The 20054-nt window shown below is 49.8% G+C and carries 22 protein-coding genes; 20 read left to right on the top strand and 2 right to left on the bottom strand.

Features of this window, described 5'->3' with window-relative positions; all coding sequences use genetic code 11:
• Positions 1–21 precede the first annotated feature (21 nt).
• From BV405_RS08805 to BV405_RS08765, 9 genes are all read left to right on the top strand, one after another.
• Positions 22–666: a MotA/TolQ/ExbB proton channel family protein gene (locus BV405_RS08805; protein ID WP_086481142.1), complete on the top strand. Its 645-nt coding sequence runs from the start codon at positions 22–24 to the stop codon at positions 664–666.
• Positions 663–1064 (top strand): ExbD/TolR family protein, encoded by a 402-nt coding sequence (locus BV405_RS08800; protein WP_086480492.1) that lies wholly within the window; start codon positions 663–665, stop codon positions 1062–1064. Before BV405_RS08805 ends, BV405_RS08800 begins: the two co-directional genes overlap by 4 nt.
• 65 nt (positions 1065–1129) lie before the next feature.
• Positions 1130–2905: a lipid A export permease/ATP-binding protein MsbA gene (gene msbA, locus BV405_RS08795; protein WP_245832283.1), complete on the top strand. Its 1776-nt coding sequence runs from the start codon at positions 1130–1132 to the stop codon at positions 2903–2905.
• Between the two features lie 48 nt (positions 2906–2953).
• The gene (gene lpxK / locus BV405_RS08790) at positions 2954–3949 is read left to right on the top strand and encodes a tetraacyldisaccharide 4'-kinase (protein WP_217895612.1); all 996 of its coding nucleotides are present in this window, start codon (positions 2954–2956) and stop codon (positions 3947–3949) included.
• The gene (locus tag BV405_RS08785; protein WP_086480490.1) at positions 3942–4127 is read left to right on the top strand and encodes a Trm112 family protein; all 186 of its coding nucleotides are present in this window, start codon (positions 3942–3944) and stop codon (positions 4125–4127) included. The genes lpxK and BV405_RS08785 overlap by 8 nt, the downstream gene beginning before the upstream one ends.
• Before the next feature lie 40 nt (positions 4128–4167).
• Entirely contained in the window at positions 4168–4944 is a 777-nt protein-coding gene (kdsB, locus tag BV405_RS08780; RefSeq protein ID WP_086480489.1) for a 3-deoxy-manno-octulosonate cytidylyltransferase, read from the top strand.
• Positions 4944–5426, top strand: a complete 483-nt coding sequence (locus BV405_RS08775; RefSeq protein ID WP_217895611.1) for a low molecular weight protein-tyrosine-phosphatase — start codon at positions 4944–4946, stop codon at positions 5424–5426. Before kdsB ends, BV405_RS08775 begins: the two co-directional genes overlap by 1 nt.
• 89 nt (positions 5427–5515) lie before the next feature.
• Positions 5516–6556 (top strand): UDP-N-acetylmuramate dehydrogenase, encoded by a 1041-nt coding sequence (gene murB / locus BV405_RS08770; protein WP_245832282.1) that lies wholly within the window; start codon positions 5516–5518, stop codon positions 6554–6556.
• A gap of 295 nt (positions 6557–6851) precedes the next feature.
• Positions 6852–7079, top strand: a complete 228-nt coding sequence (locus BV405_RS08765) for a hypothetical protein (protein ID WP_140054537.1) — start codon at positions 6852–6854, stop codon at positions 7077–7079.
• A gap of 102 nt (positions 7080–7181) precedes the next feature.
• Here BV405_RS08765 and rne read toward each other — a convergent pair whose 3' ends face one another.
• The gene (gene rne, locus BV405_RS08760) at positions 7182–10277 is read right to left on the bottom strand and encodes a ribonuclease E (protein ID WP_176330096.1); all 3096 of its coding nucleotides are present in this window, start codon (positions 10275–10277) and stop codon (positions 7182–7184) included.
• A gap of 196 nt (positions 10278–10473) precedes the next feature.
• Here rne and BV405_RS17665 point away from each other — a divergent pair, with 196 nt between their 5' ends.
• The 4 genes from BV405_RS17665 to BV405_RS08745 all read left to right on the top strand — a co-directional run bounded on the left by BV405_RS17665 (position 10474) and on the right by BV405_RS08745 (position 13700).
• Positions 10474–10611, top strand: coding sequence for a hypothetical protein (locus tag BV405_RS17665; protein WP_176330095.1), 138 nt, complete (start codon positions 10474–10476; stop codon positions 10609–10611).
• Between the two features lie 335 nt (positions 10612–10946).
• Complete coding sequence (locus BV405_RS08755; protein ID WP_086480486.1) at positions 10947–11915, top strand: RluA family pseudouridine synthase; 969 nt, start codon at positions 10947–10949, stop codon at positions 11913–11915.
• 37 nt (positions 11916–11952) lie between these two features.
• Positions 11953–12606, top strand: coding sequence for an HAD family hydrolase (locus BV405_RS08750; RefSeq protein WP_086480485.1), 654 nt, complete (start codon positions 11953–11955; stop codon positions 12604–12606).
• A 53-nt stretch (positions 12607–12659) separates the two neighbouring features.
• Positions 12660–13700, top strand: a complete 1041-nt coding sequence (locus BV405_RS08745; RefSeq protein ID WP_086480484.1) for a S49 family peptidase — start codon at positions 12660–12662, stop codon at positions 13698–13700.
• A gap of 146 nt (positions 13701–13846) precedes the next feature.
• Here the strand turns inward: BV405_RS08745 and BV405_RS08740 are convergent, their stop codons facing one another.
• Positions 13847–14428 carry a Maf family protein gene (locus BV405_RS08740; RefSeq protein ID WP_086480483.1) on the bottom strand — a complete coding sequence of 194 codons (582 nt, stop codon included), beginning with the start codon at positions 14426–14428 and terminating at the stop codon, positions 13847–13849.
• An 87-nt stretch (positions 14429–14515) separates the two neighbouring features.
• On the opposite strand from BV405_RS08740, the gene BV405_RS08735 reads away from it, so the two are divergent.
• From BV405_RS08735 to fabF, 7 genes are all read left to right on the top strand, one after another.
• Positions 14516–15157, top strand: a complete 642-nt coding sequence (locus BV405_RS08735; protein ID WP_245832281.1) for a YceD family protein — start codon at positions 14516–14518, stop codon at positions 15155–15157.
• 35 nt (positions 15158–15192) lie between these two features.
• A complete protein-coding gene (gene rpmF / locus BV405_RS08730) occupies positions 15193–15372 on the top strand; it encodes a 50S ribosomal protein L32 (protein ID WP_086480481.1) in 180 nt (59 codons plus the stop codon).
• Between the two features lie 9 nt (positions 15373–15381).
• Positions 15382–16395 (top strand): phosphate acyltransferase PlsX, encoded by a 1014-nt coding sequence (gene plsX, locus BV405_RS08725; RefSeq protein ID WP_217895610.1) that lies wholly within the window; start codon positions 15382–15384, stop codon positions 16393–16395.
• 179 nt (positions 16396–16574) lie between these two features.
• Positions 16575–17519 carry an ACP S-malonyltransferase gene (gene fabD / locus BV405_RS08720; RefSeq protein ID WP_086480480.1) on the top strand — a complete coding sequence of 315 codons (945 nt, stop codon included), beginning with the start codon at positions 16575–16577 and terminating at the stop codon, positions 17517–17519.
• A 22-nt stretch (positions 17520–17541) separates the two neighbouring features.
• A complete protein-coding gene (fabG, locus tag BV405_RS08715) occupies positions 17542–18285 on the top strand; it encodes a 3-oxoacyl-ACP reductase FabG (RefSeq protein WP_086480479.1) in 744 nt (247 codons plus the stop codon).
• A 109-nt stretch (positions 18286–18394) separates the two neighbouring features.
• Positions 18395–18628 (top strand): acyl carrier protein, encoded by a 234-nt coding sequence (gene acpP / locus BV405_RS08710; RefSeq protein WP_077242679.1) that lies wholly within the window; start codon positions 18395–18397, stop codon positions 18626–18628.
• A 151-nt stretch (positions 18629–18779) separates the two neighbouring features.
• On the top strand, positions 18780–20018 hold the full coding sequence (gene fabF / locus BV405_RS08705) for a beta-ketoacyl-ACP synthase II (protein ID WP_086480478.1): 1239 nt from the start codon (positions 18780–18782) through the stop codon (positions 20016–20018).
• Positions 20019–20054: the final 36 nt, after the last annotated feature.

The following is a 20054-nucleotide window of genomic DNA, read 5'->3' as shown; positions in this document are numbered from 1 at the left end:
TTTTCTGCCGGTGGCTGGCTTATGCTGCCGATCTTAGCCTCTTCTGTGGCTGCTGCGGCAATCATTCTCGAGCGTTTCTGGGTACTTCGCCGTGCGCGTATCGCTCCGGTATCTCTGAGACAACAGGTGGTTCGTCAGGCGCTTTCTGCACCGATGACTTCAACGCAGCTTTATGAACTTGAGCAGGGCTCACCGTTAGGTTTCCTGTTCGCAGCCGGATTACGGAATCTGGAGTTCAGCCGGGAAGTGATGAAGGAGTCGATCGAAGAAGCCGCTGCTGCTGTGGTTCATGAGTTGGAGCGTTTTCTGAGTCTTCTGGGTTCTATCGCGGCGATTACCCCTCTGCTTGGTTTGCTGGGTACGGTTCTGGGTATGATCGATGTATTTGCGGTCATCATGGAGCAGGGTGCTGGTAAAGCACCTGCATTGGCGGGCGGTATTTCACAGGCTTTGGTAACTACGGCTGCGGGCTTGTCTGTAGCAATTCCTGCCGTGCTTTTCCATCGTTTTTTTGAACGTCGTGTACAGGATATGGTGGTTCATCTGGAGCAGGAATCGATCAAATTGGTCGATGAACTCTATGGCCAGCGTGCCAAGCCTGCTTCTGCCATAAGTGATAGAGCTGCGTCCCAGAAGGAGTGCCAGAGAAAGGTTGCTTCGGCGTGAAGTTTCAACGTAGAAGCTCTGAGCCCGTCAGCCTGAATCTGACACCGCTGATTGATGTGGTTTTTCTCTTGTTGATCTTTTTTATGGTATCTACCACCTTCGATCAGAGTAGTGAACTGGATCTGCAATTACCGGAGGCGGTAAATGGCCAAAGCTCAGATCAAGCTACCTCCTTGAAAGTTGAGGTTCCGGAATCCGGCCCCATCTACCTCAACGGTGAAGCGGTTGAGGATTTAGCTCAATCGCTGGAACGCTTTCTGGAAGCTGAAACAGTTCCTGAAAGAGTTGTTGTTATTGCCGATGAAAGAGCGCGTCACGGCCAGGTGACACAGGTACTGGATGCGTTGGCCGGGGCAGGGTTAAGTCAGGTCAGTTTTCAGACACGTTACGCGCCTTAAAGTTATAGTGTTATGGCCTTCTTGAGATAGGCTGTTGTCAGTGTTTAATCGTTAGGATAATTACTTTGTCAGATCAACAAACCGCCGCTTCTGAAGTGCCAACTAAAAGCGCAGCCAGCTCTTATTTTCGTTTACTTCGATATGTGAAATCCTACAGCTGGGCTTTTGGATTAAGTATTCTGGGCTATGTGATCTATGCCGCATCCACAACTGCATTCGCCGAGCTGATGAAGTATCTGGTTGATTCCATCGAGAATCAGGATCCAGAGTTCCGCTGGTTATTCCCAACGCTGATGGTGGCATCTTTTGCCTGCCGTGGTGTGGGGAGTTTTCTGGGTATTTACTACATGGAGATTGTAGCCCGGGGAGTTGTTCACAAACTTCGCTGTCAGCTATTTGATAAGTATCTTTCCCTGCCTGTTTCTTACTTTGATAATCAATCATCCGGGCATCTGATTTCCCGTCTGACATTTAATATTGATCAGGTTACAAATGCGGCAACTCAGGCTGTTACCGTTCTGATTCGGGAAGGTGTTTTTGTTATTGGCCTATTAGGTTATCTCTTCTACAACAATTGGCGCTTAACACTGATTTTTATCGCACTTACCCCTTTGATTGGCGTCGTTGTTGGTTATGCCAGCAAGCGCTTCAGAAAAGTCAGCCGTAAAATCCAGAGCTCGATGGGGGATGTGACCCATGTGGCTTCTGAGGCGATTACCGGTTATCGGGTTGTAAGGACGTTTGATGGTACAGAGTATGAGCGTGATCGTTTTTATCAGGCTAGTGACCTGAACCGTAAACAGTTTCTCAAAATGGCGGTGACCAGAGCTTTAAGCACTCCATTGGTACAGTTGATTGTGGCTTTTGCTATGGGGACTCTGGTCTGGCTAGCGCTTGATCCGAATATTATGCAGGGTATGACTCCTGGGGAGTTTATTGCCTTTATCACTGCGGCGTCTCTGATGGCAAAGCCTATCCGCCAGCTCACAGAGATTAATAATGCGATTCAGCGTGGGGTTGCGGCTTCGGAAGATCTTTTCGAACAGTTCGATAAGGATGATGAACCGGATGCAGGTTCTCATGAATTGGCCCGGATCAAAGGCGATGTATCGGTTAAGCAGGTAGGTTTTCAGTACCCTAATACCGATAAGCAGGTTTTAAAGCAGGTTAGTTTTGATATCCAGGCTGGACAGGTTGTAGCCGTTGTCGGGCGTTCCGGAAGCGGTAAATCTACCCTGATTAACCTGATTCCCCGGTTTTACGAGCCGACATCCGGTGAGATAAGCTTTGATGGTCATAATTTATCTGATGTAACGCTTACCAGTCTCCGTCGCCAGATTTCTATGGTGACGCAGCAGGTAACTCTCTTTAACGATACCGTAGCCAATAACATCGCTTATGGTCAGCCTGATGCGACCCGGGAACAGATTGAAGCTGCTGCAAAATCTGCCTATGCGATGTCCTTTATCGAAGAGCTTCCGGACGGTCTGGATACCATGGTTGGTGACAACGGTGTGCTTCTTTCCGGTGGGCAGAGACAGCGTTTGGCCATTGCCCGGGCAATTCTGAAAGATGCACCGATTCTGATTCTGGATGAAGCGACCTCAGCTCTGGACACCGAGTCTGAACGCTATATTCAGAAAGCACTGGATGAGGTAATGAAGAATCGTACAACGTTCGTGATTGCTCACCGACTGTCCACCATTGAAAATGCGGACATCATTATGGTGATGGATCAGGGCGAGATTATTGAGTCCGGCAGCCACAAAGATCTGCTGGAAAAAGGAGGGGCATACGCCCAGCTGCATGCAATGCAGTTTAGTGAGGATAATGAGGCTTAAAGCGTGAAAGCATTGGAGAAAGCCTGGTATTCAGGAGCGAAGTGGCCCATGCTGCTTTGGCCCCTTGAAGGGATTTACCAACATCTGGCTCATAAAGATCAGGCAAAGAAACTGGCGCGCCAGAAGCCTCTGCCTGTGCCGGTTATTGTTGTTGGCAATGTCACTGTTGGTGGCACCGGTAAATCTCCGATGGTTTCTCTGCTTTGTCGGGTTTTGCAGCATCATGGCTGGCGGCCGGGGGTGATCAGTCGGGGGTATGGTGGCAAAAAGACCGATGGTCCTGTTGCTGTCACCGCTGACTCTGATGCCCGAGAGGTTGGTGATGAGCCGGTTATGTTGGCGGCTCAGACGGAGTGTCCGGTTGTGATCGATCAGGATCGTTATCGGGCTGCGGCTGCTTTGCTGAATAAGACCTTTTTCCAGAAAAACTTTCCCGGCCATACCGCCTGTAATCTGATTATCAGTGATGACGGTTTACAGCATCTGAGCCTGCCACGGGATATTGAGTGGGTGATTATTGATGCCAGTCGAGGACTTGGGAATGGCCATTGCCTGCCCGTGGGGCCTCTGAGAGAACCCGCTGAGCGTCTGAAGAAAGCTGATCTGGTTTTTGCCAATGGTAGCATACGTCCGCTGGATATTGCCGGGGTTCAGGCGCAGCCTATGAAACTGGCCCCCCGCTACTGGCGTAATCTGCGCACTGGGGAAACCTTCTCGGCAAGCCGGCCGCCTTTTAAAACCTCTGAGCGTCGACCTGCATTTGCTATGGCAGGTATCGGTAATCCGGAGCGTTTTTTTCAGACCTTAGAGGATCTGGAAGTCCATATCGAACGGCATCCGTTTCCTGATCACCATATTTTTAAAGACCATGAAGTACCGGATGGCCGGGTGGTACTGATGACCGCTAAAGATGCGGTTAAGTGCCGTTCATTCAGTGAAGAAAGTCACTGGGCACTGGATGTTGAAGCCAGAATCAAGCCGGAACTGATCGAAAATTTACACCACCAATTAGCCAATATTTTAAAGAGAAAACACCATGGATAAGCAATTATTAGCACTTCTGGTCTGCCCGGTTTGTCAGGGTAAGCTGGTTTACAAAAAAGAGCAGAATGAGCTGATCTGTAAGCCTGATGGTTTGGCGTTCCCTGTGCGTGACAATATTCCGGTGATGCTGGAAAACGAAGCGCGTACCCTGACTGCTGATGAGCGTCTGGAAAAATAAGCGAGCTATCGCTTAACCCTGTGTTTTTAAGGATCGGATCATGTCATTTACTGTTGTCATCCCCGCGCGTTATGCGTCATCTCGGTTACCGGGCAAGCCTCTGTTAGATATTGAAGGCAAACCCATGTTGCAGCGGGTGTATGAGCAGGCTCAGAAAAGTGAAGCCAGTCGTATCATTATTGCCACGGATGATCAGCGAATTGCAGATGCTGCCAGTGGTTTTGGTGCAGAGGTGTGTCTGACTTCAGATCAGCATCCTTCCGGAACAGATCGTCTGCAGGAAGTTGCACAGAGGCTGGGTTTTTACGCGGACGATATTATCGTCAATGTTCAGGGTGATGAGCCTCTGATTCCCCCGCGTCTGATCAATCAGGTTGCCCACAATCTTGCTGCGGATCCTTCTGCGGGTATCTCAACGCTGTGTGAGCAGATTGAAGACCTTGCTGCAGTTCATAATCCAAACGTGGTTAAAGTCGTCACCGATGCAAGGGGTTATGCGCTTTACTTCTCCCGGGCAACTATCTCATGGGCAAGGGATGCTTTTTCAGAAGAGCTGAATCAGCTGCCGCCTTCGCCGCTGTACCGTCATATCGGTCTGTACGGCTATCGGGTCAAGATGCTGAATGATTTTGTCGGTTGGCAGCCAGCGCCTATTGAGCAGGCAGAGCAGTTGGAGCAGTTGCGTGCGCTCTGGAACGGTGTTCGTATTCACGTTGCTGTTGCGGATGAAAGTCATCCGGCAGGTGTTGATACCGCTGAGGATCTGGAGCGTGTTCGTGCCCATATCCGTCATGAACTGGCGAAGGATGAGCGTTAATGTCCAGAATTAAGGTTTTATTTGTCTGTCTGGGCAATATCTGTCGTTCGCCGACAGCCGATGGAGTTTTCCGTAAACAGGTGGCTGATGCAGGTCTGCAGGATTTGATTGAGATCGATTCGGCCGGTACTGCTGCCTGGCATATCGGTAAGTCTCCGGATCCTCGTACTCAGGAAGCGGCAGCCAGTCGTGGCTATGATCTGAGCAGTCTGAGAGCTCGTCAGGCTGTTGCTGAAGACTTTTACGAGTATGACCATATTCTGGCGATGGATCTGAGTAACCTCGAAAATCTGCAGCAGATACGTCCGGCAGATGCGACCGCGCGGTTGGGTTTGTTCCTCGATTATGCTCCTCAGCTGGGCATTAAAGAGGTTCCGGACCCTTATTACGGTGGGGCTGATGGTTTTGAGCAGGTTTTGGATCTGGTGGAAGCTGCCGGTAAAAATCTGCTGGTAGAGTTGGTTATTCACCACGACAGTTAATCCCAACTTTATCGACTACGACCCAATCAGCCTGCGATAAAAGCAGTTTTCGTCAGACACCAGTAACTCTATCGTTAAGTGAGCATTCTGTGCCTCTATCTCTGATCACGCCTGAAGAACATAAAGATCTGCAGTCATTGAATACCCTGGGCTTTTCCGCCCATGCGGCTTATTTCTGTCAGCCGGAATCTATTGAAACTTGTCAGCAGGCTCTTGAGTGGGCTCGTGAGCGCACACTTCCTGTTTTTGCTTTAGGTGGCGGCAGTAATCTGATTCTGGCTGCGGATATTCCGGGGCTGACTCTGCAAATGAGTAATCAGCAGCGGGATTACCAGACTCAGCCCGATGGTAGTGTACTGCTTACCGTAGGTGCTGGTGTGGTCTGGCATGATTTGGTGATGGAAACTGCAGGAAAAGGTCTGTTTGGTCTTGAGAATCTGGCTTTGATTCCAGGCAGAGTTGGTGCTGCACCTGTTCAGAATATCGGGGCATACGGAACTGAGCTTGCGGATGTGCTGGAATCCGTAGAGGTTGTTCGGGTTATTGATGGTCAGCGAATAACTTTAAGCCAGGATGAGTGCTGTTTTGGCTACAGGGACAGTATTTTCAAGTCTGAGACATATCAGCAATGCCGTGAGAACCAGTCTGTTATTACCGCTCTGGTACTGAGGCTGCAGACGAAGGCCGAGCCTAAACTGGGCTATGGCGATTTGGCAGCTCAGCTTGAAGGTAAAGCACTAACGCCTCTTGCTATTGCAGAAGCCGTTTGTTCGATTCGCCGCAGCAAACTACCTGACCCTGCGGAGGTAGGCAATGCCGGTAGCTTCTTTAAAAACCCTGTGGTTCCTCAGGCGCGTGCTGAAGCCTTAAAAGAGCGTTATCCTGATATGCCGCTGTATCCTGCCGGAGCAGGTTTCGCTAAGTTAGCCGCGGGCTGGTTGATTCAACAGTGTGGCTTTAAAGGAGCCAAAAGAGGTGCTGTTGGTGTGTATCCTAAACAGGCTCTGGTACTGGTTCATTTTGGTAATGGCGTTGCCAGTGAACTGCTGGAATTAGCTGATGAGATTGTCTCAGAGGTAGAGCGACGTTTTCAGGTTCGTCTGGAAAGGGAGCCTCAGCTGATAAGCTGAAATAAGATTTAACAGGCTGCTTTGGCAGCCTTTTTTGTTTCTGTTACATCTTCCGGGTCTCTGTTTATATTTGTTGTCGTCATCGGGCTGACTTTAAGTCTTCATTGTTTTGTCGGTATCTGTTCACCGCTTTGACACCTGATTAAACCATTCTTTTTATGCGGTTAATGGGCGCTTGTTGTGTCCTCAGGCTATTTCCAGCAAAAGCAGGTGATTTATGAATGCACGGACGAAAGCTGAATTACTCTATTCGAAAAAAAATCATTCCTCTGAATTTTATTCAGAGCAGGTTTCATTGCCTAATCAGAGTAATGAACGGGCAGTGGGCAGAAAGCCTAAGGAAGAAAACCCTGTTATTCGCCATCTGGACAACCTGCAAGGACAATTGTCGCAGCAGCTGGATAGCCTGACGACGGTGATGGAGTCGATGCAACGAATCAGTAACATCATGGATCGAATGGCGAAAAAAAACTGTAAGTTAAATAGTGGTGCTGAACTGGTTGATCCGAACCGGAAGCGTTAATGCAGACTTGTTCTTTTTAACAGGCAATAAAAAACCCAGCCATAAGACTGGGTTTTTTTGTCTGTTTGGGTTGTTACTTCACCCTGATATCAGGGTGAGGTTTTATTCCCGGTTCAGACGAGGGTCGTTAGCAACGCGGCCAGAGCGCGGTTTACGCTCACGTGTTTTCTTAACAACTTCTTTCTTCTCTGGCAGAGCAATCGCTTCATCGTTTGGTGTCAGAGTTGGAATCTTCAGCTCAACGTCACCATTTTCTTTTGCGATCTTGGCGCGAACCTTACGGCTGACACGCTTTCTTGGCTGAGCTTCTGCAGCAGGTGCTTGAGCTACTTCGGCTACTGGTTGAGTCGCTTCAGTTACTTCCACAGTGGCAGGTGCTTCTTCAATCACAGGTGTTTCTTCTGCAGGAGCAGATTCAACAGCAGGTGCTTCTTCAGCCTTCGCATCCTCAACAACTTCAGCAGGAGCGGCTTGTTCCGCTGCTACAGGAGCTTCTTCAGCTTTAGTAGCTTCTTCCACTGCTACCGCAGTAGTTTCGACCTCTGCGACTTCAATGGTTTCAGCTTGAGCTTGCTGTGGAGCCTGCTCTTCTTCGACAACCTGAGTCGCGGTTTCAACTGTTTGCTCAGTAACAGCAGTAGCAGCCGGAGCTTCTTCAACCTTGGCAGCTTCGGTGTTTTCAACAGCAGCAGTGTTCTCGGCTGTTTCAGCGGTATTAGCGGTTTCAGTTACCTCGGTTGATACAACCGGAGCACTCTGAGTGCCGCCAGCAGGAACCGAAGCTGCTTTCGCGGCTTCTGCAGCACTTTCAGCATCAGCCTGAACAGAAGGTTCTTCAGTCTGAGACGCGATAGTCGCTTCCGCTTTTGCCCAGATCGCTTTAGCGGTTTCTTTGCTTTGAGCTTCTTCAGGAGCAGCTTTTTTCTCTTCTGCCTTCTTCTCTTCAGCTTGAACCGGTTCAGCCTGTGGGGCTACTTCAGGTTTTGCCTGAGGTGCCGCCGGGGCTTCTGCCTGTGCATTATCCGCTACAGTCTGAGTTTGGTTTTCAGCCTGTTCCGTACCTTCGCCATTACGGTTACGACGACGGCGGCGAGGATTGTTGCGGGTACGCTTGTTCTTCGGACGATTGTTCTCACGGGCTTCAGCCTGAGCTTTTTGCTCCTGAGTCTCTTCCGAAGTGTTCTCGGTAACTTCTTTGACGTCTTTTGCTTTCTGATCGCGGTTCTGACGTTTACGGTCATTATTGCGATCTGAATTACGATCATTACGCTTGTCTGACTTCTTGTTGTCGGACTTGCGATCAGATTGTGTCGCTTTATCGTCCTGCTCTTCACGACCATTGCGCTCATCGCGGTTGCGATTGTCACGACGGCCATCACGACGAGGCTTACGCTCGTTACGGCGACGGTTGCGGTTCGACTTATCGCGGTTGTTGCGATTGTCTTTCTCAGAGTCTTCCTGAGAAGCCTTATTCTCTTTCGCAGTGCTTTCTGAACTGTCACCAGCAAACAGTTTGCCCAGGCCTTTGATCAGCTTGCTGAAGAAGCCTTCAGTTTCAGCAGGCTTCTCAGCCTGTGGGGCTGCTGGAGCAGGGTTAGCAGGCACAACACTGCGAACGGCTGCCTGAGCACGTTCAGCAGGCTTAGTAACTACGGTCTCTTCTTCTTTATCGTGAGCTTCTACGCTGATTTCGAAGCTGGATTCTTCACCGGCTGCTTCAAGTTGATCATCGCGCAGACGAGACACTTCGTAGTGCGGCGTTTCCATATGCGGATTCGGAACGATCAGCAGTTCAACACCCTGACGGGTTTCGATATCGCTGAGTGTCTTACGCTTTTCGTTCAGCAGGAAGGTTGCAACGCTCACCGGCAGAATCGCACGGATCTGAGCGGTACGGTCCTTCATCGCTTCTTCTTCGATCAGGCGCATGATAGACAGTGCCAGAGACTGGACATCACGAATGGTGCCCTGACCTTCACAGCGAGGGCATACCACGCCACTGGTTTCACCCAGAGACGGACGCAGACGCTGACGGGACATTTCCATCAGGCCGAAGCGAGAGATACGACCGATCTGAACACGGGCACGATCCACTTTCAGTGCATCGCGCATACGGTTTTCGACTTCACGCTGGTTCTTAACCGGCGTCATGTCGATAAAGTCGATAACGATCAGGCCACCGATGTCACGCAGACGCAGCTGACGGGCAATTTCATCGGCTGCTTCAAGGTTGGTGTTCAGTGCGGTTTCTTCAATATCGCTGCCGCGGGTTGCGCGTGCGGAGTTGATATCGATAGATACCAGTGCTTCGGTATGGTCGATCACAATCGAGCCACCGGAAGGCAGTTTCACTTCACGCTGGAACGCCGTTTCGATCTGGCTTTCGATCTGGAAACGGCTGAACAGAGGGACAGGATCTTCGTAAGGTTTGATCTTGTTGCTGAAGCCCGGCATCACCTGCTGGATAAAGTTCATCGCTTCCTGGAAAACTTCTGGGTTATCGATCAGAACTTCACCAACATCCTGACGCAGGTAGTCGCGCATGGCACGAATGATGACATTACTTTCCTGATAAACCAGGAAAGGAGCAGGGCGTTCCATGGCTGCGCTTTTGATCGCATCCCACAGTTGCAGTAGGTAATCCAGATCCACCTGCAGTTCTTCTGCGCTACGGCCAACACCAGCCGTACGAACGATTACGCCCATATCGGAAGGGGTTTTCAGTTGGTTCATCGCATCGCGCAGCTGAGTACGGTCATCGCCTTCGATGCGGCGGGAGATACCACCGGCACGGGCGTTGTTTGGCATCAGAACCAGATAGCGACCAGCCAGGCTAACGAAAGTGGTCAGAGCTGCGCCCTTATTGCCACGTTCTTCTTTATCAACCTGAACGATAACTTCAGTGCCTTCTTTAACCACATCTTTGATGTTAATGCGGCCCTGAATTTCAGATGGTTTTTTGCTGAAGTACTCTTTTGAGATCTCTTTCAGAGGCAGGAAGCCATGGCGCTCGGCACCGAAATCAACAAAGGCAGCTTCAAGGCTGGGTTCGATACGGGTGATGCGGCCACGGTAAATGTTGGCTTTTTTCTGCTCGCGGGAACCTGATTCAATGTCCAGATCATAAAGTCTCTGGCCATCTACAAGGGCAACACGCAACTCTTCAGGCTGAGTTGCGTTGATTAGCATTCTTTTCATCGAAGTCTTCTGGGTCCTTTGGACACCCAGTGTCAGCAGGGCTGACCAACCTTCGGGAGCTAGGAATCAAGATTTTTATGCGTGCTTAATGCTCTTCAGCGACCGGCTATTTGTTATCTGAGCTGCAAAATGGGCAGTTTCTGATCGTTGCGCCGTACTCTGACTACGCTTCCTGCGAACATAGGTGCTGCGGAAGATGGCAGTTAAAGGTGAAAAACATACTGGTGGCTTGGTACAGGACTGGATGACGACAAATGATGATACCGAGGGCTGGCAATCGGCCAGCGCTAAACAATCCAGTCGTTCCGCAAGTCTCACCGGACACGAAACATAAGTTGATCCGTTCGCACTGTTCAGGTTGTTTGGGTGTGCTGTTAACGGAAATTGCAAGCTGCTCATTCAGCTCACATTCAATGTGTAATCTGTTACCATCTCGCTGGTTGCTGACGATCCGTATCATTTACGAATGTTGCTCAGCAGATTAGCGGTGATATCTGCCTGAAAATGCCGGGCTGTTTTTCCTGTCGGGGGAGTTCATACCCCATCGCTCAGGCGTGCAGGCGACAAATAGATGTCTGTTGTTAGTCTTTTTTCAGGCGGTCTGCAATATAGCAGTTATCGTCCAAACCATCAATTTGATTTAATTGAAGAACTGCCCCGGGAGGCTATGTGGCTGAAGCTGCTCAATCTGTCCGTTTTGTCACCATCGATAGTCACAATGAAGGTCAGAGGGTTGATAATTTTCTGATTACCTTTCTGAAGGGGGTGCCAAAAACGCTTGTTTACCGGATTATCCGTAAGGGTGAGGTTCGGGTGAATAAGAAGCGGGTGAAGGCGGTTTATCGTTTGCAGTCTGGGGATGTACTGCGTGTTCCACCGGTTCGGGTTGCTGAGAAAGCAGAAGATATGCCTGTGAGTAAAGAGTTAGCCGAAGCTTTGGAAGCAGCAATTCTGAAAGAGACCGATGACTGGCTGGTGATCAATAAGCCTCAGGGGCTGTCTGTGCATGCCGGTTCCGGTATTCAGGGTGGTCTGATCGAAAGTTTGCGTCAGATTCGCCCCGAGGGCAGCTATCTCGAGTTGGTGCATCGTCTGGATAAAGATACCTCGGGCTGTCTTCTGATCGCTAAAAACCGTAAAGCGCTTAACTTTTTGCAGGAGCAGCTGAAGGCTAAAGCCTTCCGGAAGAAATATCATGCCCTTGCGGTGGGTCGCTGGCCTAATGCGGTCACTGAGATCGATGCTCCGTTGAAGAAACATGATATTGGCGGTCGTGAGCGTGTTGTAAAAGTCGATCCTAAAGAAGGTAAGGCGTCGCTGACCCGTTTTCGTATTCTGAAACGACTGGATGCGAAGGGGGTTGCCTGTACGCTGGTTGAGGCGGAGCCTGTGACCGGGCGAACCCATCAGATTCGTGTTCATGCGCAGTCGATCGGTCACAGTCTGGTGGGGGATGTGAAATACGGTGATGACAAGGTACATCAGCATTTCAAAGGCTTGGGTTTCAAACGCTTATTTCTGCATGCGGCATCCCTTGGTTTTCCTGAACCTGAAAGCGGAATTTTTGTTGAGATTCAGGCGCCTTATGAGTCCAGTCTGAAAAGTATTCTGGATCGTTTGACAGAACTTAAGCGTTAAGAATCAAGCGTTATCTATTTAAAGAATTAGGTGAGTTGTGAAATATCCATTTGTTATTTTTGACTGGGATGGCACCTTGGTGGATTCCGAGGCGCGAATTATTACCAGTATGCAGGCGGCAGCGGATGATTATGGCTGGCAGCCAGCGCTGACCGATGAAGCGGTACGAAATATTATCGGTTTGGCATTGCCTGAGGCGATTCGACATATTTGCCCGGGGATTGATGAAGAAGGTGTCGATGCGATTCGTCAGGGTTACACCCATCACTTTCTGGAGCGTTCCAATCTGGAAATGCCGCTTTTTGATGGTGTTAAAGAGGGTTTGCAGCGTTTGAAAGACGCAGGCTGTATGTTAGCGGTTGCGACCGGTAAGAGCCGTCGTGGATTGGATCGGGTGTTGCCTGAGGTTGGTTTGGCATCTTTATTTGAGCATACCCGTTGCGCTGATGAGACTTTGTCAAAGCCTGATCCTTTAATGCTGCATGAGCTGCTGGATGTCACCGGTTTTGATGTGCGCCAGGCGGTGATGGTTGGTGATACCGAATATGATCTGGGAATGGCAAAAAATGCAGGTATGGATCGTATTGCAGTAACCTATGGCGCGCACCATCCGGATCGTTTGCAGGGTTATAACCCTGTGTTTGTGGCGGATGAGTTTGTTGAGCTGGTGGACTGGGTTTTAGCGGGTTAGCAGGGATGCTGGAAAGCGACTGTGGTTTGGTAAGGGTTTAAGGAGAGGGATCAATGAGTCAATCCGATTGGAATGAGCCAAAAGCTGGTGAAGAGATAAAGGAGCAGTCCGATGTGCTTCAGAGTCAGGCTGCAGCTGTGAGCAGAGAAAGCAATAAAGCGGTATCAGAAGATCCTGTGGTCCAGCAGAATAAAATGATGCAGCAGTGGCTGATGGAAACATTGAAAGAGCAGCGTCGGGCTCGTCGTTGGAAGTTGTTTTTCCGCTTTGTCCGCTTTGCTGTGCTGATTGTTGCTCTGGTATTTGTCTGGAAGTCATCGAATCAGGTTACGGGCGATGAATTTGCCAGTGAGCATGTTGCGGTGGTCAATGTGCTGGGGCAGATCGGTGAGGAGCAGGAGGCAAATGCTGACACCCTGATTCGTGGGATTCGTGCTGCTTTTAATGACAGTGGAACCCGGGCGCTGATTCTGAATATCAACAGCCCTGGTGGTAGTCCTGTGCATTCCGGTGAAGTTTATGATGAGCTGGTGCGTTTGCGGGCTAAGCATCCGGATACTCCTGTGTTTGCGGTGATCCGGGATATGGGGGCTTCCGGTGCCTATTATATTGCTGCCGGTGCGGATGAGATCTATGCCAATCGTGCCAGTCTTGTGGGTTCCATTGGAGTGGTTTCGGCAGGCTTTGGTCTTGGTGGTCTGATCGATAAGCTGGGCGTGGAGCGTCGGGTGTTTACGTCCGGTGATAATAAGGCTTTTATGGATCCGTTTACCGAAATGAGTGATCAGCAGGCGGCTTTCTGGCAGTCGGTGCTAAACCGAACTCATCAGCAATTTATTCAGGCAGTTAAAGATGGGCGTGGTGATCGCTTGGCGAACGATCCTGAGATTTTCTCGGGGCTGGTCTGGAGTGGTGAGCAGGCGGTTGATCTGGGATTGATTGACGGTCTTGCCAGTGTGCGACAGGTGGCTGAAGAACAGGTGGGTGTGAACCGACTGATGGACTTTACGCCAGAGCCTTCGCCATGGAAGCAGATCAGTCGTGAGATGGGCGTTCAGTTAAAAGCTTTGTTTAATGAGCCTAAGCTTTACTGATACTGCGCATTACGGATCTTAGGTCTTACTAAAAGGCTGATGTCGGTTTTGCCGAATGAAAATAGCGGGCAGCTTTGTTTGTATGAAGTGTCCGCTATTTTTTTGCCTGTAGCGTTTGTTGGATCTATTTTTGTTAGAGCTGATTTTCAGTCCAGCGGGTACATCTGAAATTCTTTCAGAAGATCGCAAAGGGCGATTAAAGGCAGGCCGACCAGAGTATTTGGGTCCCGGCCATCAAGTCTTTCGAAAAGTGTGATACCAAGACCTTCTGATTTAAAGCTGCCAGCGCAGTCCAGTGGTAACTCTTTGTCGATGTAGTGAATAATCTGGTCATCGGTCAGTCTGCGAAAATGGACCTCAAAAGGCTCGACAAGGCTTTTAGTTTCGCCTGTAGCTGTGTTGTGCAGGGCAAGTCCGGTGTAGAAAGTGATTTTTTTGCCGCTGAAGCTTTTAAGTTGTTTTTGGGCGTTGTCTTTGGTGTGCGGTTTGCCGATAATGCGCCCGTCAAAAGTAGCGACCTGGTCGCTGCCGATGATCAGGCTGTTAGGGTGGTTCTCTGCCAGGGCAATAGCTTTCGTTCTGGCAAGGCGTTCTACCAGTGTGCTGGCACTCTCCCCGTCGTGGGCTGTCTCGTCAATATTGGGCGCGTTCTGTGTAAAAGAAAGGCCCAGTTTTTCGAGAAGTTGCTTGCGGTAGGAAGATGTGGATGCCAGAACCAGTGAGAGCATGTAAATAGTATCCTTTTGATAAGGGTGTTTATCAGCTGCAGCTAGCGTGCTGAAGCATCATTTTAGCGCGTCAGATAAGCATGGGTGATGGATAACCCCCTGAAAAGTCGATTGTATCCGATCTTTTCAGAGATTATTTGCTGTTCTTGTGTTCAATCCTTTGACAGTTGCGGGTCATATCCCTATTATTGCGCGCTTATGTTTGGTGACCGACTTCCCATTACAATCGAGCCGTACAAATTAGCTCGTGATGCCGGTGTTTTAGAGGGAGATATCTCCCTTGAAAAATGCCATCGCGTGCTTGATGCCCTGGTAAATAGCGATGGGCATTGCCATGTGCGTCTTGAGTTCGATATTGACCCTCAGAGAATCCGCTTTGTACGTGGTCAGCTGAAGGGCCTGTTTCAGGTGCCTTGTCAGCGATGCATGCAGGCGATGCCTTATGAGGTTGATAGCGAATTTCTGTTAGCTATCGCTGCTTCTGATGAGGCTGCGGCTAACTTGCCGAAACAGTATGAACCGCTGATCGTCGAAGACGAAAAGCTTGAGCTGTTGCCTGTGATTGAAGATGAAATTCTTCTGACGCTGCCTATTGCGGCGTATCACGATGAAGGTGACTGCTCTGTTACAAGTGAAATGCTGGTTTCAGGTGAAGCAGAAGAAGTCCAACCTGAAACTAAACCGGAAAATCCTTTCAGTGTGTTAGAGCAACTGAAGGGAAAACGTTAACTGCAACCTCTAGTTGTATTTAGGAGTGAGTTGTCATGGCTGTTCAACAGAACCGTAAAACCCGTTCTAAGCGCGGTATGCGTCGTTCTCACGATGCGCTGACTGCGTCTACGCTTTCAGAAGATAAAACTACTGGTGAAGTTCACCTGCGTCACCACGTGACTGCAGACGGCTTCTACCGTGGCAACAAAGTGGTTGACAAAGGCGACGAATAAGGTCGGCTTGTGTTAATCGCTGTTGATGCGATGGGCGGGGACTTCGGTCCCCGCGTTGCCATTCCCGCAGCGCTACGCGCGCTCAAAAAAGACTCCCGTCTTTCTGTTCTTCTGGTTGGTGATCTCAAAGAGATCGAACCTCTGCTTCCTGAGCAATCTCCGCTTCTTCAGCGTATTCAGCTTCGTCATTCTGATATTTCCGTTGCCATGGGCGATAGTCCCAAGCATGTCTTGCGTCATCAGAAAGGTTCCTCTATTCATGTTGCGGTTCAGTCGGTAGCTGATAAAGAGTCGGTAGCCTGTGTCAGTGCGGGTAATACCGGTGCCCTAGCAGTGATTAGTCGTTATTTGCTGAAAATGTATCCCGGTGTCAGTCGTCCGGCTATCTGTAGTCAGTTACCTGTTAAAGGTGGCGAGTGCCTGATGCTGGATCTGGGGGCGAATCTGGGTTGTGATGCCGATGATCTCTACCAGTTTGCTCTGATGGGTAGTGCTATGGCGGAGGTGATGCAGCAGAAGCCTTCTCCGTCTGTTGGGCTACTTAATGTAGGTGAAGAAGAATTGAAGGGGACCGAGCTGGTCCGTGATGCAGCGTCTATTCTTTCTGCGTCGAAAGCTGTTCGCTACGAAGGCTTTGTTGAGGGTAGTGATATTTTTGCAGGCCAGGTAGATGTCATTGTCTGTGATGGCGTTTCCGGCAACACTGCTTTAAAAACCAGTGAAGGTGTAGTGCGCTTTTTGTTTCAGCAGATCCGTCAGGGCTTTAAACGCACTTTATATGGTCGTCTTGTCAGTGTGCTGGTTCGACCTGTGCTGAAGAGTATCAAGCGATCATTAAATCCGGAACGATATAATGGTGCGGTTTTGTTGGGGCTTCAGGGGGTTGTGGTGAAAAGCCACGGTGCCGCTGAGGTGGAAGGTTTTTATCGTGCGATCCTTCATGCTGTGCATGCGGCTGAGTCTGGTCTGTGTCAGCGTGTAGGTGAAAAAGTCGCAAATGGTAACTCGGGTGTGAATTTGTAAATTTGGCCTCGATTTTTTTTTTGCTGTGCTATAATCGCGCGCTATTCTGGCCCGGAGGGTTGGAAGATTGTCCAAAATGATCTGATCGTTATGGGCAAAATACAAGGATCATAAGGGGTTCAGCTCTACAGCAGGTAAGGCTGAAACCTAATTAATAATAACAGTGTAAAGGGTTTGCTATGACACAGTCCCTGGCTTTTGTTTTTCCTGGACAGGGTTCGCAGGCAGTAGGCATGCTGAGTGAACTGGCTGATCGTTATGCGGTAGTTCGCACGACATTTGAAGAAGCCTCACAGATTTTAGGTTATGACCTCTGGCAGCTGGTTCAGGAAGGCCCTGCAGAGACATTAAACCAAACCGATAAAACACAACCGGCTATCCTGACCGCCAGCGTTGCTATCTGGCGTGTATGGCAGGAGCTGGAAGGTCCACGTCCTGCTATGGTATCCGGTCATAGTCTGGGTGAGTACAGCGCTCTGGTTTGTGCGGGCGCAATGGGCTTTGCCGACGCGGTACGTCTGGTTAAGCTGCGTGGTGAATTTATGCAGCAGGCTGTACCTGAAGGTACAGGTGCTATGGCCGCCATTCTTGGTCTGGCGGATGAAAAAGTTGAAGAAGCTTGCCTGGCAGCGGCTGATGGCGATGTAGTGGCTCCGGTTAACTATAACTGCCCGGGTCAGGTTGTGATTGCCGGTAGTACTGCCGCTGTTGAGCGTGCGGGTGCTAAATGTCAGGAGCTGGGTGCGAAGCGCGTTGTTCCACTGCCGGTAAGTGTTCCATCCCACTGCGAACTGATGAAGCCTGCAGCTGAGCTGCTGGCTGCTGAGCTGGAAAAAATCACTATTGAAGAGCCGCGTATTCCGGTGGTTCAGAATGTTGATGGTAAGCCGCACAGCAATGTTGATACCATTCGTGAAAACCTGCTGGCACAGCTGTATAGCCCTGTTCGTTGGGTTTCCTGTGTTGAGCATATGGTTGAGCAGGGTGTTGACACTACTGTTGAATGTGGTCCGGGCAAGGTTCTGGCCGGTCTTAATAAAAAGATTCAGCGCAGCCTGAAAGTTCTGGCGGTTAATGACCCTGAGTCACTGACTTCGACCATTGAGCTGGTTAAAGGCGCCTAAGTTTACTCTTACGGAGAATCAGATGAGTATTGAAGGAAAAGTAGCTCTGGTAACAGGTGCAAGCCGAGGTATCGGTCGTGCAACTGCTTATGCTCTGGGCAAAATGGGTGCCATCGTTGTAGGTACTGCAACTTCTGAATCTGGTGCACAGAACATCACTGAAGGTCTTGCAGAGCAAGGCTATCAGGGTAAAGGTTACGTTCTTAACGTAACTTCTCAGGAGTCTGTGGACTCTGTTGTTAAAGCAATTACCGAAGAATTCGGCGCTCCTTTGATCGTTGTCAACAACGCAGGTATCACACAGGATAACCTGCTGATGCGTATGAAAGAGGACGAGTGGGATTCTGTGATCGACACTAACCTGAAGTCTGTTTACCGTGTTGCTAAGGCGACAATGCGTGGCATGACAAAAGCTCGTTGGGGTCGTATCGTGAACATCAGTTCTGTTGTTGCCACTATGGGTAACATGGGACAAAGTAACTACGCAGCAGCTAAAGCGGGTATGGAAGGTTTTACCCGTGCAATGGCACGCGAAGTGGCTTCCCGTAACATCACAGTTAATGCAGTAGCGCCGGGCTTTATTGCTACGGATATGACTCATGCATTGCCTGAAGAGCAGCACAAAGCGCTGCTGACACAGATTCCTCTGGCCCGTCTGGGCCAGCCAGAAGAGATTGCTAATGCTGTCGCTTTCCTGGCGAGTGAAGGTGCGAGTTACATCACTGGTGAAACTCTGCAAGTTAATGGCGGCATGAATATGCGCTAAAGCCGGTTGTTGGCTGGTAGCTATTGCGCCACTCAGTAACCCTCTATAAAATACCGGACAGCTTTTATTGCTGTTCGGATATTTGTACCCACAGGAGAAATTTTAAGTTATGAGCACTATCGAAGAGCGTGTAAAAAAGATCGTAAGTGAGCAGCTGGGTGTTAAAGAAGAAGAAATCACCAATGCATCTTCTTTCGTTGACGATCTGGGTGCAGACTCTCTGGACACCGTTGAGCTGGTAATGGCTCTGGAAGAAGAGTTTGAAACTGAGATCCCTGATGAAGAAGCTGAGAAGATTACTACCGTTCAGGAAGCAATCGACTACGTAGTTTCTCACCAGTAAGATCGGGTGAGTAATCAGTCTGAGACTGACTACAAAGAAGCCGCTTTCTGCGTAGCAGAGGCGGCTTTTCTTTTATTGCCGGGTGCGATTTGTTGTAAGCTAAATATCTCAATGCACCGGTAGTGTTTAAAGCGTATTTGGAGGAAGCATAATGACTCGCAGAAGGGTCGTTGTTACTGGCCTGGGTTTGATCACGCCCCTCGGTAATAGTGTTGAAAGCAGCTGGGACGGTATTCTGGCTGGTAAAAGCGGTATCGCGGCGATTGAACACTTTGATACAACGGGTTTCACCACCCAGTTTGGTGGTTCAATCAAGGGCTTTGATGTCTCCGAATACATGCCTGCAAAAGATGCACGCAAAATGGACACCTTTATCCAGTACGGTATGGCTGCTGCTATTCAGGCAGTGACCGATTCCGGTCTGGAGTGCACGGAAGAAAATGCTTCCCGCATTGGTGTTGCCGTAGGTTCCGGTATCGGCGGTCTGCCGATGATCGAAGCGAACCACAATAATCTGCTGGATAAAGGTCCTCGTAAGATCTCTCCATTCTTTGTTCCCGGCAGTATTATCAATATGATTTCCGGTAACCTGGCGATCCGTTACGGTTTCCAGGGGCCAAACATTGCAATCACTACGGCATGTACCACTGGTACTCACAACATCGGTTACTCAGCTCGTACCATCGCTTATGGTGATGCAGACGTGATGATTGCTGGTGGTGCTGAAATGGCAACCACTCCTCTGGGACTGGGCGGTTTTGCTGCAGCGCGTGCACTGTCTACCCGCAATGACTCTCCTGAAACGGCGAGCCGTCCATGGGATGCGGACCGTGATGGTTTTGTTCTGTCTGATGGTGCTGGTGTACTGGTACTGGAAGAGTACGAACACGCTAAAGCTCGTGGTGCGACCATCTATGCTGAGCTGACCGGCTTCGGTATGAGCGATGATGCATACCACATGACGTCTCCTCCGGAAGATGGTCGTGGTGCTGCAGCTTCTATGGCTAATGCCATTAAAGATGCGGGTCTGAATCCTGAGCAGCTGGATTATATCAATGCTCACGGTACTTCAACTCCGGCTGGTGACATCGCAGAAAGCCGCGCCGTAGAGAAAGTGATGGGCGATGCTGCTAAGAATGTTGCAGTAAGCTCCACTAAATCTATGATCGGCCACCTGCTGGGTGCTGCTGGTGCAGTAGAAGCTGTCTTCTCTGTACTGGCGATTCGTGACCAGGTTGCTCCACCAACCATCAACCTGGAAAACCCGGCTGAAGGTTGTAATCTGGATTACGTACCGCACACTGCACGTAACATGAAGATCGAGCACGCTCTGTCTAACTCCTTTGGCTTCGGCGGAACCAACGGTTCTCTGCTGTTCTCCAAGGTGTAATGACGGTTCTGAGCTGTCATGTGCTGTTGCACGAAA

This window comes from Oceanospirillum sanctuarii (assembly GCF_002150805.1).
Lineage (GTDB): Bacteria > Pseudomonadota > Gammaproteobacteria > Pseudomonadales > Halomonadaceae > Oceanospirillum > Oceanospirillum sanctuarii.
Note: the sequence above shows the minus strand (reverse complement) of the source record. Positions and strands in the feature narration are given on the sequence as shown.

Bases quoted from the DNA above. Each gene is read 5' to 3' on its own strand.
- fabF (WP_086480478.1), top strand. From the start codon at position 18,780: ATGACTCGCAGAAGGGTCGTTGTTACTGGCCTGGGTTTGATCACGCCC.
- BV405_RS08745 (WP_086480484.1), top strand. From the start codon at position 12,660: ATGAGTCAATCCGATTGGAATGAGCCAAAAGCTGGTGAAGAGATAAAG.
- fabD (WP_086480480.1), top strand. From the start codon at position 16,575: ATGACACAGTCCCTGGCTTTTGTTTTTCCTGGACAGGGTTCGCAGGCA.
- BV405_RS08735 (WP_245832281.1), top strand. From the start codon at position 14,516: ATGGATAACCCCCTGAAAAGTCGATTGTATCCGATCTTTTCAGAGATT.
- BV405_RS08785 (WP_086480490.1), top strand. From the start codon at position 3,942: ATGGATAAGCAATTATTAGCACTTCTGGTCTGCCCGGTTTGTCAGGGT.
- rpmF (WP_086480481.1), top strand. From the start codon at position 15,193: ATGGCTGTTCAACAGAACCGTAAAACCCGTTCTAAGCGCGGTATGCGT.
- BV405_RS17665 (WP_176330095.1), top strand. From the start codon at position 10,474: ATGGCAGTTAAAGGTGAAAAACATACTGGTGGCTTGGTACAGGACTGG.
- BV405_RS08775 (WP_217895611.1), top strand. From the start codon at position 4,944: ATGTCCAGAATTAAGGTTTTATTTGTCTGTCTGGGCAATATCTGTCGT.
- BV405_RS08740 (WP_086480483.1), bottom strand. From the start codon at position 14,428: ATGCTCTCACTGGTTCTGGCATCCACATCTTCCTACCGCAAGCAACTT.
- acpP (WP_077242679.1), top strand. From the start codon at position 18,395: ATGAGCACTATCGAAGAGCGTGTAAAAAAGATCGTAAGTGAGCAGCTG.
- kdsB (WP_086480489.1), top strand. From the start codon at position 4,168: ATGTCATTTACTGTTGTCATCCCCGCGCGTTATGCGTCATCTCGGTTA.
- lpxK (WP_217895612.1), top strand. From the start codon at position 2,954: ATGCTGCTTTGGCCCCTTGAAGGGATTTACCAACATCTGGCTCATAAA.
- rne (WP_176330096.1), bottom strand. From the start codon at position 10,277: ATGAAAAGAATGCTAATCAACGCAACTCAGCCTGAAGAGTTGCGTGTT.
- fabG (WP_086480479.1), top strand. From the start codon at position 17,542: ATGAGTATTGAAGGAAAAGTAGCTCTGGTAACAGGTGCAAGCCGAGGT.
- BV405_RS08805 (WP_086481142.1), top strand. From the start codon at position 22: ATGCTGCCGATCTTAGCCTCTTCTGTGGCTGCTGCGGCAATCATTCTC.